This is a genomic window from Micromonospora sp. WMMA1949, assembly GCF_027460145.1.
GTDB lineage: Bacteria > Actinomycetota > Actinomycetes > Mycobacteriales > Micromonosporaceae > Micromonospora.
Genome location: NZ_JAPZBG010000001.1, coordinates 1272655 through 1290044 on the forward strand (window position 1 = coordinate 1272655; position 17390 = coordinate 1290044).

A 17390-nucleotide genomic window follows, 5' to 3' on the forward strand; every position below is an offset into this window, starting at 1 on the left:
GTCGCCCACCGTCACCGACACGCTAGCGGGAGCCCTTGTCGCCACCCTTGCCCAGCTTGTTGAAGTCGATCTTCGGGAGCTTGAAGCCCGGCGGCAGGCCCTGCCCACCGGCCAGGTCGCCCGGGTCCAGGCCCGGCGGGAGCTGCGGCATGCCGCCCGGGAAGCCGCCCGGCATCCCGGCGCCGGTACGCGGCCGGCCGCCGCCCTTCGTACCCTTGCGCTTGTTCTTCGGCGACTTGGTCGCCTTGCGCCGCCCGCCGCCGGGCAGGCCCATCATGCCGCCCATCTGCTTCATCATCTTCTGCGCGTCGGCGAAGCGGTTGAGCAGCTGGTTGACGTCCATGACGGTGACGCCGGAGCCGTTCGCGATGCGGGCCCGGCGGGAGCCGTTGATGATCTTCGGGTTGGTGCGCTCGGCCGGGGTCATCGACCTGATGATCGCGGTGACCCGGTCGAAGTGCTTGTCGTCCAGCTCGGCGAGCTGGTCCTTCATCTGCCCCATGCCCGGCATCATGGCCAGCACGTTGGCGATCGGACCCATCCGCCGGACCGCGATGAGCTGATCGAGGAAGTCCTCCAGCGTGAAGGTCTCCCCGCCCATCAGCTTGGCGGTCATCTTCTCCTTCTGATCGGAGTCGAAGGCCGCCTCGGCCTGCTCGATCAGAGTGAGGACGTCGCCCATGCCGAGGATCCGGCTGGCCATCCGGTCCGGGTGGAAGACGTCGAAGTCCTCCAGCTTCTCGCCGGTGGAGGCGAACAGGATCGGCTGGCCGGTCACCTCGCGGACGGAGAGCGCGGCACCACCGCGGGCGTCACCGTCGAGCTTGGACAGCACCACGCCGGTGATGCCCACGCCGTCGCGGAACGCCTCGGCGGTGCGCACCGCGTCCTGGCCGACCATGGCGTCGATGACGAAGATGACCTCGTCGGGCTGGACCGCGTCGCGGATGTTCGCGGCCTGCTGCATCATCTCGGTGTCGATACCGAGCCGGCCGGCGGTGTCGACGATGACGATGTCCCGGGCGGCGCGGCGGGCGTGCTCGATCGAGTCGCGGGCCACCTGCACCGGGTCGCCGACGCCGTTGCCGGGCGCCGGGGCGTACACCTCGACCCCGGCCCGGCCACCGAGCACCTGGAGCTGCCCGACGGCGTTGGGACGCTGGAGGTCGGCGGCGACGAGCAGCGGCTGGTGGCCCTGGCTCTTGAGCCAGCGGGCCAGCTTGCCGGCGAGCGTCGTCTTGCCGGAACCCTGGAGACCGGCCAGCATGATCACGGTCGGCGGCTGCTTGGCGAACTGGAGCCGCCGCCCCTCGCCACCGAGGATGTTGATCAGCTCCTCGTTGACGATCTTGACGATCTGCTGCGCCGGGTTGAGCGCCTGGGAGACTTCGGCGCCGCGCGCCCGCTCCTTGACGTTCGCGATGAAGCCCTTGACCACCGGCAGGGCGACGTCGGCCTCCAGCAACGCCATCCGGATCTCGCGCGCGGTGGCGTCGATGTCGGCGTCGGTGAGCCGGCCCTTGCCGCGGAGCTTGGTGAAGATCCCGGACAGGCGGTCACTCAAGGTGTCAAACACGCGAACATCCCGTTTGTCGTTTTCGGCGGGCACATGCTGCCGGGCCGGTGGTCCAGCCCACCGTTAGGGTAGCCCGCCGCCCACCCGCCCGCTCCGGCCCGGCGGCCCGTTCCGCTACACGGCGGCGAGGACGGCGGCCTCGATCCGGGCCCGTTCCTCGTCCGAGGGCCAGCCACCGACCAGGTAGAACGCGTCCACCACGTCGCCGCCGAGCGTCGAGATCCGGGCGGCCCGCACCTGGGCGCCCGCCTCGTCCAGCGCGCAGGTGATCCGGTACAGCAGTCCGGCCGCGTCGGCGGCCCGCAGCTCCAGCAGGACCGCGTCGGTGGCCGCCTCCCGGTGCCACACCACGCGCGGCGCGGCGCCCTGGCTGCGCGCCGCCAGGGCTCGGCCGCGCAGCCGCTGGATGACCGAGACGTCACCGCCGACCGCGCGGCGCAGGTCGGCGCTGAGCGCGATCGGGTCCGGGGCCAGCCCGTAACGCGGCTGCACCCGGCACTGCACCAGGGCCCGGCCGTCGACGGTGGCGGCGTCCGCGGAGATCACCTCCAGGCGGTGCAGCGCCAGGCACCCGGCCACCGTCGCGAGCAGCCCGCGCCGGTCGGCGGCGGCCACCGCCACCCGGTCCTCCCCCAGGTGTACGACAGGCAGCGGCCCGGCCACGAGCGCCGGGTCGGGGGCCGGTGGGGCGGGCACCACGCCGGTGTCCAGCGTGGTCCGTACCCGGCTCACCAGTTCGGCGATCAGCCGGCCCTTCCAGCCGGACCAGGCGGCCGGGCCGGTGGCGGCGGCGTCGGCGCGGACCAGGGCGTGCAGGAGTTCCAGCGTGCCGGTGTCGCCGACGCGCTCGGCGACCCCGGCGACGGTCTTCGGGTCGGACAGGTCACGCCGGGTGGCCACGTCGGGCAGCAGCAGGTGCAGCCGGACCAGCGTGCCGATGAGCGCCGCCTCCTCCGGCGGCAGCCCGATCCGGGTGGCCACCGCCTCGGCCAGCGGCGCGCCGACGGCCGAGTGGTCCCCGTCCAGCCCTTTGCCGATGTCGTGCAGGAACGCGCCGAGCAGCAGCAGGTCGGGGCGTTCCACGTCGCGGGTGTGCCGGCTCGCCTCGTACGCGGTCTGCACCAGGTGCCGGTCGAGCGTGAACCGGTGCACCGGGTTGTGCTGGGGCAGGCTGCGCATCCGGGTCCACTCGGGCAGCCAGCGGTCGATCAGCCCGTACCTGTCGCAGGTCTCCCAGGCGGGCACCAGGCCGGGACCGGCGCCGAGCAGGGTGATCAGCGCGTCGCGGGCCGCCGGTGGCCAGGGCGCGGGCAGCGGCGGGCAGTACGCGGCCAGCCACTCGCAGGTGGCACGCGCGATCGGCAGCCGGGTGGTGGCGGCAGCGGCGGCCACACGCAGCGACAGGCTGGGGTCGGGGCGGGCCCCGATGGCGGTGCGGGCGAGCACGAGTTCGCCGTCCTGCTCCACCACGTCCCGGGCGACCGGGCGGCGCAGCGGACGGCCGGGCGCGGCGCGGTGCCGGCCGGAGCGGAGCCGGTCGGCGGCCCGCCAGGCGTCGTCGAGGGCGTGGCTGACGGTGCGGGCGTCGCCGGCGACCAGCCGCAGCAGCGCGTCGCCGTCCTCGGCTCCGAGCAGGCGTGCCACGCCGTCGCGTTCCTGGGCGACCAGGCGGTCGACGCGGCGGCCCACCTGCTGGTGCAGCGCGTCGCGGGTGTCCAGCAGCCGCCGGTGCGCCGCGTGTACGGCGGGGCGGAGCGCGTCGGTGACCCCGGCGGTGGCGATGGCGTGCAGGATGCCCACGTCGCGCAGCCCGCCGGCCGCCTCCTTGAGGTCGCCCTCGAGCAGGAACGCCAGTTCGCCGTGCGCCTCCCAGCGGGTCGCGGTGATCTCGCGCAGGCCGGGGAGCTGGCGGATCGCGGTCCGCCGCCAGTGGTCGGTGGCGGTACGGGCGAGCTGGTCGGTGAGCGCCGGGTCGCCCGCCACGTGCCGGGCGTCGAGCAGGCCGAGGGCGACCTTGACGTCGTCGTGGGCCACCGACAGCGCCTCGGCGACGGTGCGGACCGAGTGGTCGAGCCGCAGCCCGGCGTCCCAGATCGGATACCAGAGCGACGCGGCCAGTTCGTCGATGCCGGGTACCCCGGCGTGCAGCAGCACCAGGTCGAGGTCGCCGTAGGGGGCGCACTGGCGGCGGCCCAGCCCGCCCACCGCGACGAGCGCGACGCCGTGGCGGTCCGGGAAGGCCCGGCGCAGCCAGGCGTCGAGCGCGTCGGCCCGGGCGGACCGGGCGGCCGCGCCGACGCCCCCGGGTACGCCGGCGACCTCGTTGACCACGGGCGCGCCGTCCCCGGTGGGGGCGGCGGCCGTGGTCAACGAGGTCACGTCGGCGGGTCCGGCGATCAGAGGGCGTCGAGCCCGCGCTCGCCGGTGCGTACCCGGACGACCTCCTCGACGCCGGTCACCCAGACCTTGCCGTCGCCGATCTTGCCGGTCCGGGCGGCGCCGACGATCGCGTCCACGATCTTGTCGACGTCCATCTCGTCGGTGAGCACCTCGACCCGGATCTTGGGCAGGAACTCGACCGTGTACTCGGCACCCCGGTAGACCTCGGTGTGCCCCTTCTGCCGGCCGTAGCCCTGGACCTCGCTGACGGTCAGCCCGGCCACGCCGAGCGCGTGCAGGGCCTCCTTCACCGCGTCCAGCTGGTACGGCTTGATGACCGCGGTCACCAGCTTCATGTCCAACCCCTCCATCCCAGGAACGTTAACCGGCGACCTTCTCGCTGACCGGCGCGGACTCGTCGGGCTCGACGGCGGGCTCCGCCCCCGGCTTGCCGGCGCCGATCCCGGCCATCGCGAACGCGCCACCGCTGCTGCCCGTGGTGGGCGACAGGTCGTAGCCGCTCTCCGCGTGCTCGGTGATGTCGATGCCGTCGACCTCGGCCTCGGCGGAGACCCGGAGACCGATCGTCTTGTCGATCACGAAGCCCAGGGCGAAGGCGACCACGAAGGAGTAGACGCTGACGATCAGCGCGCTGATCGCCTGCTTGCCGAGCAGCGTGGCGTCGCCGCCGACGAACAGGCCGTCGGTCTCCACCAGCGAGCTGACCGAGGCGGTGCCGAACAGGCCGATCCAGAGGCAGCCGATCCAGCCGCCGACGAAGTGCACGCCGACCACGTCGAGGGAGTCGTCGTAGCCGAGCCGGTACTTCAGACCGACCGCGACGGCGCAGACCGCACCGGCCACCACACCCAGCAGCACCGCTGCGGCCGGGGTGATGAACGCACAGGCCGGGGTGATCGCGACCAGACCGGCGATGGCGCCGGACGAGGCGCCGACCAGGGTCGGCTTGCCGTCGCGCACCCACTCCACCACGATCCAGCCGAGCAGCGCCGCGGCGGTGGCGACCTGGGTGTTGATGAACGCCAGCGCGGTGACCCCGTCGGCGGTCAGCTCGGAGCCGGCGTTGAAGCCGAACCAGCCGAACCACAGCAGCGCGGCGCCGAGGGCGACCATCGGGACGTTGTGCGGCTTCATGCTCTCGCGCGGCCAGCCGACCCGCTTGCCGAGCACGAGCACCAGCGCGAGCGCCGCCGCACCGGCGTTGATGTGCACAGCGGTACCACCGGCGAAGTCCAGCGCGCCGATGTCGCCGCCGATCAGCCCGCCGCCCCAGACCATGTGGGCGACCGGGAAGTAGACCAGGGTGGCCCAGCCGAACGCGAACAGCAGCCAGCCGGCGAACTTCACCCGGTCGGACAGCGCGCCGCTGATCAGCGCCACGGTGATGATCGCGAACATCATCTGGAAGGCGATGAAGACGTAGATCGGGATACCCGTCTCGCCCCACAGGTCGTTCTCGCCGACGAAGGTCTTGGTGCCCAGGTACTGGCCCAGGTCACCCCAGAACTTGCCGCCCTCGCCGAAGGCGACGGTGAAGCCGTAGAAAAGCCACAGGATGCTGACGAGCCCGATGGACGAGAAGCTCATCATCATCATGTTCAGAACGCCCTTGGACCGGTTCAGCCCGCCGTAGAACAGCGCGAGACCGGGGGTCATGAGCAGCACGAGGGCAGTCGAGACAAGCAACCAGGCAGTGTTCCCGGTGTCGATCTCCACGCTGCCTCCTCTCGTTGTCGTATTCCTCCCTCCGACTGAGACCTGGCAGCATCGCCCGTCAGCCGGTTGCGCGGAAGCTTTGTCGCCGGCTGTTTCCTTCAGCGACACCGCGCGATTTCCGACGCGTGACGGGTTGTTTCCGGCGTGTGAAGAACGCCGATCTTGGTCAGCGGAGCGCAGCCTCCAGCTGGTGCCGCTCGTAGTCGAGCAGCCGCAGGTCACGCATAGGGCGACGCAGGTGGCCCTTGTGGACGATCCGGACGAACGCCGGTTCACCGGCGGCGGCCATCCGCCGGATGCCCTCGACGTGGTCGACGATGCGCTTGCGGATGGTCCGGATGAGCCGGTGCCGGTCGCGCGGGATCAGCCCGTAGGCGTCGGCGAACAGGCGCAGCCGGCGCGGCCGGTCGGGGTGCTTCCAGCCGAGCGTGATCGAGTCGCGGTCGGAGAAGATCGGCACCCAGGTCCAGGCCGCGTACGCCACGTCGTAGATGCGGGCGCCGGGCGAGGCGAGGTCGAAGTCGATCAGCCCGAGCGTGCCGTCCGGGCGCCAGATCACGTTGTGCGGCGCGGCGTCGTGGTGGCAGATGACCTCGGTGTCCGGCGGGGGCGGCCCGAAGGAGCGCCAGACCGCGCCGGGCGGCGGGGTGAAGCCGTACTGCGCGTCGTGGAACATCCGCAGCATGGTGGCCACCGTGACCAGGGCCTCGTCGGTGACCCAGTGCGGGGCCAGCGGGTACTCCCCGCACTCCCCCTCCAGGTACGACAGAACCTCCCGGTTGCGCTCGTCCATGCCGAGTGCCCGGGGCGCGCCGGTGAATCCGACGTACTCCAGGTGGCGCAGCAGCGCGTGCACGGAGGGCGTCCACGGGCCGGCGTTGCGCCGGACCGTGTCTCCCACACGGACCACGGTGCTCACGTTCCCGCCGTGCAGCGGGATCTCCTGCGAAGTCACGTACGGTCTCCCGAGGCGTGGCGACGGGTGGCTGGGGTCGCGCCACCCCGCGTAGGCGCGATCGTCAGTCGTCACGGGAGAGGCTACGCGTCCCGGGCGAGCGGCTCGGTGCCGAGCAACGCGTCGACGAACTGTGCCGGGTCGAACGGGGCCAGGTCGTCCTTGCCCTCGCCGAGGCCGACGAGCTTGACCGGGATGCCGAGCTTGCGCTGCACGGCGATCACGATGCCGCCCTTGGCCGTCCCGTCGAGCTTGGTCAGCACCACGCCGGTGACGTTCACCGCCTCGGTGAAGACCCGCGCCTGCTCCAGCCCGTTCTGGCCGGTGGTGGCGTCGAGGATCAGCAGCGTCTCGTCGATCGGGCCGTGCTTCTCCACCACCCGCTTGACCTTGCCCAGCTCGTCCATCAGGCCGATCTTGTTCTGCAGCCGGCCGGCGGTGTCGATGAGCACCGTGTCGACGCCGGTGTCGATGCCGCGCTTGACCGCGTCGAACGCGACGCTGGCCGGATCGGCGGCCTCGGGCCCGCGGACCGTCTCGGCGCCCACCCGGCCGCCCCAGGTCTCCAGCTGGTCGGCGGCGGCGGCCCGGAACGTGTCGGCCGCGCCGAGGAGCACGCTGCGGCCGTCCGCGACGAGCACCCGGGCGATCTTGCCGCAGGTGGTGGTCTTGCCGGCGCCGTTGACGCCGACCACGAGCACGACCGCCGGGACGCCCTCCTTCGGCGCGGTGCGCAGCGAGCGGTCCAGGCTCGGGTCGAGCGCGTTCACCAGCTCGGCGGCGAGCAGCGCGCGCAGCTCCTCCCCGGTCCGGGTGCCGAGCACCCGGGTCCGCTCGCGCAGCCGGTCGACGATCTCCCGGGTGGCGTCGATGCCGACGTCGGCGGTGATCAGGCTGTCCTCGATCTCCTCCCAGGTGTCCTCGTCCAGCCGGTCGCGGCTGAGCAGGCCGAGCAGGCCCTTGCCGAAGACGTTCTGCGAGCGGGACAGCCGGGAGCGCAGCCGGACCAGCCGGCCGGCGGTCGGCTCCGGGACCTCGACCTGCGGCACCTCGACCGGAGGGGCCGGCGGCGCCTCGACCACCACACCGGTGGTGAGTTCCGCCTCCGGGGCCTCGACCGGCGGACCGGCCAGGTCCTCCTCCGTCCGGGTGTCGACCTCCGTGCGCGGCAGCGGCGGCTGCGGGCGCCGGCGCAGCCGGGGCACCACGAGGCTCAGGCCGCCGATGATCAGCACGCCGAGCAGGGCGAGAGCGACGAGGAGGTATTCCGTCATGCCCGAAATCCTGTCAGATGCCGGCGACGGCGTCCCACTCACCGCCTCGGCACGCGAACAACCTGCGGGTACGCTCACACCGGAAGGCGTACCGCAACCGCCGGCCGGGTAGGGATCAGCCGTAACGATCTTGTCGGAGGTGTGTCGTGCCCGGTTCCCGCCTGCTCATCGGCCCGCTGCTGCGGCGGGTCGTCGACACGCGGGCGACCGTCTGGGTGGAGACCAGTTCACCCGCCGTGGTCACCGTCCGCACGGCCGACGGCGCCACCGGCAGCGCGCCCACCTTCTCCGCGTACGACCACCACTACGCGATCGTCGTGGTGAGCGGGCTCACCCCGGACAGCGCCACCACGTACGAGGTGCTGATCGACGACGAGGTGGCGTGGCCGCTGCCGGACTCGTCGTTCCCGCCCAGCGTGATCCGGACCCGCGCGCTCGACGACGCCGACCAGCCGGTGCGCCTGTTGTTCGGCTCGTGCCGGGAGACCACCCAGCACTCCACCGCGCGGAAGCTGCCGCCCGACGCGCTCGACGCGTACGCCCGGCGGGTGATGGCCGCGCCCGAGCAGGCCGTGCTGCCCGACCTGCTGGTGCTGCTCGGCGACCAGGTGTACGCGGACGAGACCTCGCCGACCGTGCGGCGGCTGCTGAAGCGTCGCCGCAAGCGGCCGAAGGACGCCCCGGCGACGCAGGTGGTCAGCTTCGACGAGTACACCAAGCTCTACCTGGAGTCGTGGCGCGACCCGGAGATCCGCTGGCTGCTCTCCACGGTGCCGAGCGTGATGATCTTCGACGACCACGAGGTGATCGACGACTGGAACACCTCGCAGTCGTGGCGCGCGGACATGCGCGAGCAGCCGTGGTGGGCCGAACGGATCCGCAGCGGTCTCGCCTCCTACTGGGTCTACCAGCACCTGGGCAACCTGAGCCCGGACGAGATCGCCGCCGACCCGGTGTACGCGAAGGTGGTCGCCGCCGAGGACGCCACGGGTGTGCTGCACGAGTTCGGCGAGCGGGTCGACAAGGAGGCCGACCTGGCGCACGACACCGAGCGCTGGCGGGCCGTGCAGTACCAGTGGAGCTACGCGCTGGACCTGGGCCGCACCCGCCTGGTCATGCTGGACAACCGGTCCAGCCGGGTGCTCCTGCCCGGCAGCCGGGCGATGCTGCCGCCGGGCGAGTGGTCGTGGTTCCTCGACCAGGCCCACGGCACCTACGACCACCTGGTGGTGGGCAGCTCGCTGCCGTGGCTGCTGCCGCCGGGCATCCACCACGTCGAGGCGTGGAACGAACGCCTGGCCGACTCGAGCCGCCCCTGGGTGGCCCGGCTATCCGAGCAGATCCGCCGGGCCCTGGACCTGGAGCACTGGGCGGCGTTCCGGCGCTCGTTCGAGGCGCTGGGCGAACTGTTCGCGCGGCTGGGCAGCGGCACCGCGCCGCGCACCGGGGCGCGGGTGGGCGCCGGGCCGGCGTACGCGCGACCGGCGTCGATCAGCGTGCTCTCCGGTGACGTGCACCACTCCTACGTGGCGCGGGCCCGGTTCGCCGACCGCGACGTCCGCACGCCGGTGCACCAGCTCACCTGTTCGCCGATCCACAACCAGGTACCCGCCGGCATGCGCCCGCTGATGACGCTGGGCTGGAGTCCGGGGCCGGCCGGGGCGACCCGGGCGCTGGCGCGCTCGGCCGGGGTCCGCCGCCCGGCGGTGCGGTGGCGGAAGCTGGCCGGGCCCTACTTCGGCAACGCGGTGGCCACGCTCACGCACCAGGGTCGCCGGGCCGCCGTGGTGATCGAGGGCACGACCAGCGAGGGCGAGCTGCGACCGGTGGCGCAACAGCAACTGAGCGGCGACGACTGAGTACCCTCTGGGCGTGGACGAGACGCTGCGCGCCGTGGAGCACGAGTTGACCGCGTTGCTGCGCCGCGGACGGGCGCTCTCCTGGGAGATCGCCCGGGAGGTCCACCCGAACCTGGAACCGAACGCGTACGGCCTGCTGCTCTGGCTGCGCCGCTCCGGGTCGATCCGGCTCACCGACCTGGCCGCGAAGCTGGGCATCGGCAAGGGCACGCTCAGCCGCCAGATCGGCGGGCTGGAGGCGCTGGGCCTGGTCCGCCGCGATCCGGACCCGACGGACCGGCGTGCGGCCCAGCTCAGCCTGACCGAGGAGGGCACCCGGCGGTTCGACGCCGCCCGGGCCGCCCGACTCGGACAAATCCGACGTTCGCTTGAAAGCTGGCCGACCGAGGACGTGGCGGACTTCGCCCGCCTGATGCACCGCTTCAACGAGTCGCTCTGAGCCTTCCGGCGGGGAACAATCCGTACCCGGCACCGGTTGTTGCTCAAGGCAACGACTTCTGAGGTTGCCCGAGGCAACCTTTCCCCCGTTCCGGAGGCAACCCACGATGACTCAGGCGACTGCGCCCGCACGGGCGACCGGCGTCGACATGTCCCACCGGCAGATCCTGGAGGCACTCTCCGGCCTGCTGCTGGGCATGTTCGTCGCCATCCTCTCCTCCACGGTCGTCTCCAACGCGCTGCCGCGGATCATCACGGACCTGCGCGGCGGCCAGTCGGCGTACACCTGGGTGGTCACCTCAACGCTGCTGGCGACCACCGCGACCACGCCCATCTGGGGCAAGCTGTCCGACCTGTTCAGCAAGAAGCTGCTGGTCCAGATCTCCCTGGTGGTCTTCGTGCTGGGCTCGGTGCTCGCCGGGCAGGCACAGACCACCGGTGAGCTGATCGCCTGCCGGGTGGTGCAGGGCGTCGGCGCGGGCGGCCTCACCGCCCTGGCCCAGGTGATCATGGCGACGATGATCGCCCCGCGCGAGCGCGGCCGGTACAGCGGCTACCTCGGCGCGGTCATGGCCGTCGGCACCATCGGCGGCCCGCTGATCGGCGGCGTGATCGTGGACACCTCCTGGCTCGGCTGGCGCTGGTGCTTCTACGTCGGCGTGCCGTTCGCCGTGCTCGCCCTGATCGTGCTCCAGCGGACGCTGCGCCTGCCGGTGGTCAAGCGCGAGGTGAAGATCGACTGGTGGGGTGCCACCCTCATCACCGCCGCCGTCTCGCTGCTGCTCGTCTGGATCACGCTGGCCGGTGACAGGTACGACTGGATCTCCTGGCAGAGCGGTGTGATGGTGGCCGGCGCGGCGGTGCTCGGCGTGCTCGCCACCCGGGTCGAGAAGCACGCCACGGACCCGATGATCCCGCCGCACCTGTTCCGCAACCGCACCATCACCCTCGCCGTGATCGCCAGCATCGCGGTCGGCGTCGGCATGTTCGGCGCCTCGGTCTTCCTCGGGCAGTACTTCCAGATCAGCCGCGGCGCCAGCCCGACCATGTCCGGCCTGATGACGCTGCCGATGATCGGCGGTCTGCTGGTCTCCTCGACGGTGGTCGGCCGGATCATCACCAGCACCGGCCGCTGGAAGAGCTGGCTGGTCATCGGCTCGGTGCTGCTCACCGCCGGCTTCGCGCTGATGGGCACCATGCGCGCCGACACCCCGTACTGGCACCTCGCCGTGTTCATGGCGCTGATCGGTCTCGGCGTCGGCATGAGCATGCAGAACCTGGTGCTCGCCGTGCAGAACACGGTCCGCCCGGACGAGCTCGGCGCGGCCAGCTCGGTGGTGGCGTTCTTCCGCAGCCTCGGCGGCGCGATCGGCGTCAGCGCGCTCGGCGCGGTGCTCGGGCACCGGGTCACCGGCTACATGGCCGACGGCCTGAGCCGCCTCGGCGTCCCGGCCTCCGGGTCGGGTGGGGGCGGTCTGCCGGACGTGCACACGCTGCCCGGCCCGATCCGGACCGTGGTCGAGGCCGCGTACGGGCACGCCGCCGGTGACATCTTCCTGGCCGCCGCCCCGTTCGGGCTGCTCGCCCTCGTCGCGGTGATCCTCATCCGGGAGGTGCCGCTGCGCCGCTCCAACGCCGAGCCGATCCCCGCCGGGCAGGAGACGGCCGAGGCCGTCGCGGCCGGAACGCGGCACTGACGATGGACGCCGCGGAACGTGAGCGGTACGGCCCGCGGACCCGTCCGCTGCCCTACGAACGGGGTACGGACGGGCCACGGGTGGTGCTGGTCGGCGTGGACGGCAGCCGCACCTCGATGCGCGCCGCCGCGTACGCCGCCGGACTGGCCCGGCGGCAGGGCGCGACGCTGGTGGCGGTCTTCGTCAGCTCGCCCGCGTCGTACAGCGCGATGCTCTCCGGCGTGGTGGCCGGGGCGGTCCAGCAGACCCACGACGAGCTGGCCGACGAGCTGCGCGCGGAGTGCCGGCGCGGGGCCGAGGAACTGGACCTGCCAGTGACGTTCCTGTGCCGGCGCGGCGACGCCTACACCGAGCTGTGCCGGGCCGCCGACGAGCACCGCGCCGACATGGTGGTGGTCGGTTCCTCCGAGCAGGCCGGGCACAAGCTGGTCGGCTCGGTCGCCACCCGGCTGGTCCGCACCGGTCGCTGGCCCGTCGTCGTGGTCCCCTGAGAGGTAAGGAGGGGCCCCCTGTTAACGCCTCGCGTTGTACAAGGGGCCCCTCTTAACATCTGCGCCCATGACCTGGAGAGCACCCGAGATCGACCGCCGCCACGAGCCTTTCGTCGCCGACGAGCGCACGATGCTGCAGGGCTGGCTCGACCTGCACCGCGACACCCTGGTGCACAAGTGCGCCGGGCTGACCGCCGAGCAACTGCGCACGCCCAGCGTGGAGCCGTCCGGGCTGACCCTGCTCGGCCTGGTCCGGCACATGGCCGACGTGGAGCGCTGGTGGTTCCGCATCCGCGCCGCCGGTCAGGACGTGCCCACGCTGTACGACTACAGCACCGACCCGGACGCGGACCACAACGACATCGCCGACGCCGACCCGGCCGAGGCGTTCGCCACCCTGCGGGCCGAGATCGAGGCAGCCGACCGGGCCGTCGCCGAGCTGCCGCTGGAGCACACCTTCGCGCACCGTCGGGGCGACACCGTCAACGAGATCAGCCTGCGCTGGGTGTACGTGCACATGATCGAGGAGTACGCCCGGCACAACGGCCACGCCGACCTGATCCGGGAGCGCATCGACGGCGTCACCGGCTGCTGACCGGCTCAGTACGCCAGCGCCGCCCGCAGGTACCGCAGGTCGGCCGGGCCGCTCCAACGGTGCGCGGACAGACCCGCCACCCGGGCCCCGGCCACCGCGCGGTCCTCGTCGTCGACGAACAGCACCCGCCCCGGTGGCGTCTCCAGCGCCTCGCAGGCGGCCTGGAAGTACTCCTTCGCCGGCTTGTGCACCCCGACGACCGAGGAGTTGACGATCACGTCCAGCTCGCCGGTCAGGTCCAGCGCCGCCAGGTCGGCGTCGAGCAGGTCGGTGGCGTTCGTGCCGAGCCCGACCCGGATGCCGGCGGCCCGCACCTCGCGGACGAACGCCAGCACCTCCGGGTCGACCTCGCCGCGGTAGCTCTGCCACTCCTGGACCGCCGCACGGGCCCGATCCACGCCGACCACGGGGGTCAGCGCGTCGGCCACGCTCATCATCCACTGGGCGTGGCTGACCTGGCCGGTCAGCACCGGCTGGAGCAGTCCCCAGGACATCGCGATCTCACCGAGGACACCCTCGGTCAGCCCGTACTCCCGCTCGACGCCGGCGGCCACCGCCGGGTCCCAGCGGCGCAGTACGCCGTCGAAGTCCACCAGGAGCGCCGTGGCGCGTTCCCGACTCACTCGCTCGTCACCTGTTCCTCGTCGTCGGCCCGGTTGAGCCGCTGGCTGATCACCTGGGTCACACCGGCGCGCATGGTCACTCCGTAGAGCGCGTCGGCGATCTCCATGGTCCGCTTCTGGTGCGTGATCACGATGAGCTGGCTCTTCTCCCGCAACTGCGCCAGCAGCGTGATCAGGCGGCCCAGGTTCACGTCGTCGAGCGCCGCCTCCACCTCGTCCATGATGTAGAACGGGCTGGGCCGGGCGCGGAAGATCGCCACGAGCATCGCCACCGCGGTCAGCGACCGCTCCCCGCCGGAGAGCAGCGAGAGCCGCTTGATCTTCTTGCCCGGAGGGCGGGCCTCGACCTCGACACCGGTGGTGAGCAGGTCCTCCGGGTCGGTGAGCACCAGCCGGCCCTCGCCGCCGGGGAACAGCACCGTGAAGACCTGCTCGAACTCCCGGGCGGTGTCCTCGAACGCGCTGGCGAAGACCTCCAGGATCCGGTCGTCCACGTCCTTGACCACGGTGAGCAGGTCGCGCCGGGTGGCCTTGAGGTCCTCCAGCTGCTCGGAGAGGAACTTGAACCGCTCCTCCAGCGCCGCGAACTCCTCCAGCGCGAGCGGATTCACCTTGCCCAGCAGGGCCAGTTCCCGCTCCGCCTTGGCGGCCCGCTTCTCCTGCACCGGGCGCTCGTAGCGGACCGGCTCCGGCACCGGCCGGCCGTCCTTCTCCGCGAGCGCCACGTCCGCGTCGGTGGGCGGCACCAGCCGGTCCGGGCCGTACTCGGCGACGAGCGTGGCCACGTCCAGCCCGAAGTCCTCGGCGGCCTTCGCCTCCAGCTGCTCGATGCGCATCCGCTGCTCGGCGCGGGCCACCTCGTCGCGGTGCACCTGGCTGGTGAGCCGCTCCAGCTCGGCGGCGAGGCGCTTGGCCGCGCCGCGTACCTCGGACAGCTCGGCCTCGCGGGCGGCGCGTTCGCGGGCGACGGCGTCGCGGTGCTCCTCGGCCCGGGCGATGGAGACGGTGAGCCGGGTGAGCGCCTCGCGGGCGCCGCCGACCACGGCCCGGGCGATCTGGGCGCCGCGGGTGCGGGCCGCGCGCCGGGCCGCGGCGCGCTCCCGCGCCGCACGTTCGGCGGTGGCCTGCCGGGCCAGCGAGTCGGCCCGTCCGGCGATCGAGGCCACCCGTTCCTCGGCGGTACGCACCGCGAGCCGGACCTCCATCTCGTTCTGCCGTGCCTGCGGCACCATGGCGGCGAGCTGGTCCCGCTCCTCGGTGGACGGTTCGGCGTCGATCGGGGTGGCCTCGGCCAGCCGCAGCCGTTCCTCCAGCTCGGCCAGTGCCGCCAGATCCCGTTCCCGGGCCGCCTCGGCGCGGGCGCGGGACTCGCCGAGCCGGTCGGTCTCCGCCTTGGCCGAGCGGGCGGCGGCGCCCAGTTCGGCCAGGCGCCGCGCGGCGGCGTTGCGGTGGCTCTCCGCCTCCCGCTTGGCGGCGGCCGCGTGCTGCACGGCCTCCTTGGCGGCGGCCACCTCGGCGCGCGCCTCGGCGAGCTGTTCGCGCAGCTCGGCGGCGGTGCGTTCGGCGGTGGCCCGGTTGGTCCGCGCCTCCTCGACGGCGGCCTGCACCTCGATGAAGCTGGGCGCCTTGGCCGACCCGCCCGCCGCCGCGTACGCACCGACCACGTCGCCGTCGGGGGTGACCGCGCGCAGCTCCGGGTTCGCGGCCACGAGCGCGGACGCGGCGGCCAGGTCGTCGACGAGCGCCACGTCGCGCAGCGCCCGGTGCACGGCCGGGCGGATCGCGGGCGAGCACTCCACCAGGTCCGGGGCCCAGCGGGCGCCCTCGGGCAGCTTCGGGCGCAGCGCGTCGGCGGAGCCGTCCATGCCCGGCCCGGCGGGGCTGCCGACGAGCAGCCCGGCCCGGCCGGCGTCGGAGATCTTGAGCAGCCGCATCGCCTCGACCGCTTCGTCCACGCCGCTGACCGCCACCGCGTCGGCCAGGCCGCCCAGCGCGGCGGCGAGCGCCGCCTCGTCACCGGGCGCGACGGTGAGCAGCCCGGCGAGGCTGCCGAGCAGGCCGGGCACCTGGTCGGCGCGGGCCAGCAGTTCCCCGGCGCCGTCCTTGCGGCGCAGGCCCATGGCGAGCGCCTCCTCGCGGGCCTTCCAGGTGGCGGCGTCCTTCTCGGCGGCGCGCTCCCCGTCGGCCAGGCTGCGCACCGCGGCCTGGGCCCGCTCGTGGACGGCCACCGCCTCGTCGTGCCGGGCGTCCAGGTCGGCGTTGTCCCGGTCCGCCTCGGTCGACTGTTCGGCTACCGCGTCCAGATCGGCCTGCGCCTTCTCGGCCCGGCTCATCGCGTCGGTGTGCGCGGCGGCGAGCCGTTCGATCTCCTCGCCGGCGCTCGTGGTCCGCGCCCGGGCGGAGTTGACCTGTCCGGTGAGGCGGGCCAGCCCTTCCCGCCGGTCGGCGATGGCCTTGGCCGCGGCGACCAGTTCCCGTTCGGCGGCGGCGAGCTGGCGTTCCAGTTCCTGGCGGTGCTCGACCGCCTCGGCCAGCCGGATCTGGTCGTCGGTGAGCGCGGCCCGCAGCTCCTCCTCCTGCTCGCGGATCCGCCGCGACTCCGCCTCCAACTGCTCCGGGTCGCGTCCGGGGCGCTCGTCGTCACCGGCGGCGCTGAGGTGACGCAGCCGTTCCCGGGCCAGTTGCTCGATCGAGCGGAACCGCTCCTGGAGGGCGGAGAGGCGGTACCAGGTGTCCTGCGCCGCCGCGAGCAGCGGGGCGTCCTCGGCCAGCGCCGCCTCCAACTCGCCGAGGCGGCCCTGCACCTCGCCGTGCTCGGCCTCGACCAGCTCGCGCCGCTCGCGCAGCGCGGTCTCGTCGGCGATCTCCCGGTCCAGCGTGGTCCGCAGCGTGTGCAGGTCGTCGGCGAGCAGCCGCAGCCGGGCGTCGCGCAGGTTGGCCTGGATCCCGGCGGCGCGGCGGGCCACCTCGGCCTGCCGGCCCAGCGGCTTGAGCTGGCGGCGCAGCTCCGCCGTGAGGTCGGTCAGGCGGTTGAGGTTGGTCTGCATCGCGTCGAGCTTCCGCAGCGCCTTCTCCTTGCGCTTGCGGTGCTTGAGGACGCCCGCCGCCTCCTCGATGAACGCGCGCCGGTCCTCGGGCTTGGCGTGCAGCATGCCGTCGAGCCGGCCCTGCCCGACGATGATGTGCATCTCCCGGCCGATGCCGGAGTCGGACAGCAGCTCCTGGATGTCGAGCAGGCGGCAGGAGTCGCCGTTGATCTCGTACTCGCTCTCGCCGGAGCGGAACATCCGGCGGGTGATGGAGACCTCGGTGTACTCGATCGGCAGCGCGCCGTCGGTGTTGTCGATGGTGAGGGTGACCTCGGCCCGGCCCAGCGGGGCCCGCCCGGCGGTGCCGGCGAAGATGACGTCCTCCATCTTGCCGCCGCGCAGCGCCTTGGCGCCCTGCTCGCCGAGCACCCAGGCGATGGCGTCGACGACGTTGGACTTGCCGGAGCCGTTCGGGCCCACCACGCAGGTGATCCCGGGCTCCAGCTTCAACGTCGTGGCGGAGGCGAAGGATTTGAATCCCTTCACCGTCAGGCTCTTGAGATGCACCTTCTCGATCCTCGTCCGGTGGCCGCCGTACCGTCGCCGGCTGCGCGGACCTGGTGAACCCGCAGACTAACCCGGGACCGGGACGCCGTCGCCACGCGACCCACCCGAGGGCCCGGCTGTCCGCTTTCCGCCCGGCGGTCGTGGACGGAACGGAAATGCATGATCACAAT

General features: G+C 73.0%; 13 protein-coding genes. 5 read left to right on the forward strand and 8 right to left on the reverse strand.

All coding sequences use genetic code 11. The features are described 5' to 3' along the window. Window positions 1-22: 22 nt before the first annotated feature. The 6 genes from ffh to ftsY form a co-directional block, all read right to left on the reverse strand. Window positions 23-1576, reverse strand: coding sequence for a signal recognition particle protein (ffh, locus tag O7607_RS05690; RefSeq protein WP_269701500.1), 1554 nt, complete (start codon window positions 1574-1576; stop codon window positions 23-25). Between the two features lie 114 nt (window positions 1577-1690). Further along, window positions 1691-3955, reverse strand: a complete 2265-nt coding sequence (locus tag O7607_RS05695; protein ID WP_269701502.1) for a [protein-PII] uridylyltransferase — start codon at window positions 3953-3955, stop codon at window positions 1691-1693. Window positions 3956-3972: 17 nt separating this feature from the next. Continuing rightward, on the reverse strand, window positions 3973-4311 hold the full coding sequence (locus tag O7607_RS05700; RefSeq protein ID WP_013284578.1) for a P-II family nitrogen regulator: 339 nt from the start codon (window positions 4309-4311) through the stop codon (window positions 3973-3975). Between the two features lie 25 nt (window positions 4312-4336). Continuing rightward, entirely contained in the window at window positions 4337-5692 is a 1356-nt protein-coding gene (locus tag O7607_RS05705) for an ammonium transporter (protein WP_269701504.1), read from the reverse strand. A 166-nt stretch (window positions 5693-5858) separates the two neighbouring features. Beyond that, on the reverse strand, window positions 5859-6722 hold the full coding sequence (locus O7607_RS05710; protein ID WP_269701506.1) for a phosphotransferase: 864 nt from the start codon (window positions 6720-6722) through the stop codon (window positions 5859-5861). 8 nt (window positions 6723-6730) lie between these two features. After that, on the reverse strand, window positions 6731-7921 hold the full coding sequence (gene ftsY / locus O7607_RS05715) for a signal recognition particle-docking protein FtsY (protein WP_269701508.1): 1191 nt from the start codon (window positions 7919-7921) through the stop codon (window positions 6731-6733). A 146-nt stretch (window positions 7922-8067) separates the two neighbouring features. Here ftsY and O7607_RS05720 point away from each other — a divergent pair, with 146 nt between their 5' ends. The 5 genes from O7607_RS05720 (at window position 8068) to O7607_RS05740 (ending at window position 13001) form a co-directional block, all read left to right on the forward strand. Next, entirely contained in the window at window positions 8068-9780 is a 1713-nt protein-coding gene (locus tag O7607_RS05720) for an alkaline phosphatase D family protein (protein WP_269701510.1), read from the forward strand. Window positions 9781-9793: 13 nt separating this feature from the next. Continuing rightward, window positions 9794-10219 (forward strand): MarR family winged helix-turn-helix transcriptional regulator, encoded by a 426-nt coding sequence (locus O7607_RS05725; RefSeq protein WP_269701512.1) that lies wholly within the window; start codon window positions 9794-9796, stop codon window positions 10217-10219. A 106-nt stretch (window positions 10220-10325) separates the two neighbouring features. Further along, window positions 10326-11915: an MDR family MFS transporter gene (locus O7607_RS05730; protein ID WP_269701514.1), complete on the forward strand. Its 1590-nt coding sequence runs from the start codon at window positions 10326-10328 to the stop codon at window positions 11913-11915. A 2-nt stretch (window positions 11916-11917) separates the two neighbouring features. After that, window positions 11918-12406, forward strand: coding sequence for a universal stress protein (locus O7607_RS05735; RefSeq protein WP_269701516.1), 489 nt, complete (start codon window positions 11918-11920; stop codon window positions 12404-12406). Between the two features lie 67 nt (window positions 12407-12473). Then, entirely contained in the window at window positions 12474-13001 is a 528-nt protein-coding gene (locus tag O7607_RS05740; RefSeq protein WP_269701518.1) for a DinB family protein, read from the forward strand. 5 nt (window positions 13002-13006) lie between these two features. Here O7607_RS05740 and O7607_RS05745 read toward each other — a convergent pair whose 3' ends face one another. Further along, the gene (locus tag O7607_RS05745) at window positions 13007-13624 is read right to left on the reverse strand and encodes an HAD-IA family hydrolase (RefSeq protein WP_269701520.1); all 618 of its coding nucleotides are present in this window, start codon (window positions 13622-13624) and stop codon (window positions 13007-13009) included. After that, the gene (smc, locus tag O7607_RS05750) at window positions 13621-17220 is read right to left on the reverse strand and encodes a chromosome segregation protein SMC (protein ID WP_269701522.1); all 3600 of its coding nucleotides are present in this window, start codon (window positions 17218-17220) and stop codon (window positions 13621-13623) included. Before smc ends, O7607_RS05745 begins: the two co-directional genes overlap by 4 nt. Between the last annotated feature and the right edge of the window lie 170 nt (window positions 17221-17390).

Excerpts from the sequence above, each read along its gene's own strand:
- O7607_RS05700 (WP_013284578.1), bottom strand. The coding sequence starts at position 4,311 with ATGAAGCTGGTGACCGCGGTCATCAAGCCGTACCAGCTGGACGCGGTG.
- ftsY (WP_269701508.1), bottom strand. The coding sequence starts at position 7,921 with ATGACGGAATACCTCCTCGTCGCTCTCGCCCTGCTCGGCGTGCTGATC.
- O7607_RS05730 (WP_269701514.1), top strand. The coding sequence starts at position 10,326 with ATGACTCAGGCGACTGCGCCCGCACGGGCGACCGGCGTCGACATGTCC.
- O7607_RS05735 (WP_269701516.1), top strand. The coding sequence starts at position 11,918 with ATGGACGCCGCGGAACGTGAGCGGTACGGCCCGCGGACCCGTCCGCTG.
- O7607_RS05740 (WP_269701518.1), top strand. The coding sequence starts at position 12,474 with ATGACCTGGAGAGCACCCGAGATCGACCGCCGCCACGAGCCTTTCGTC.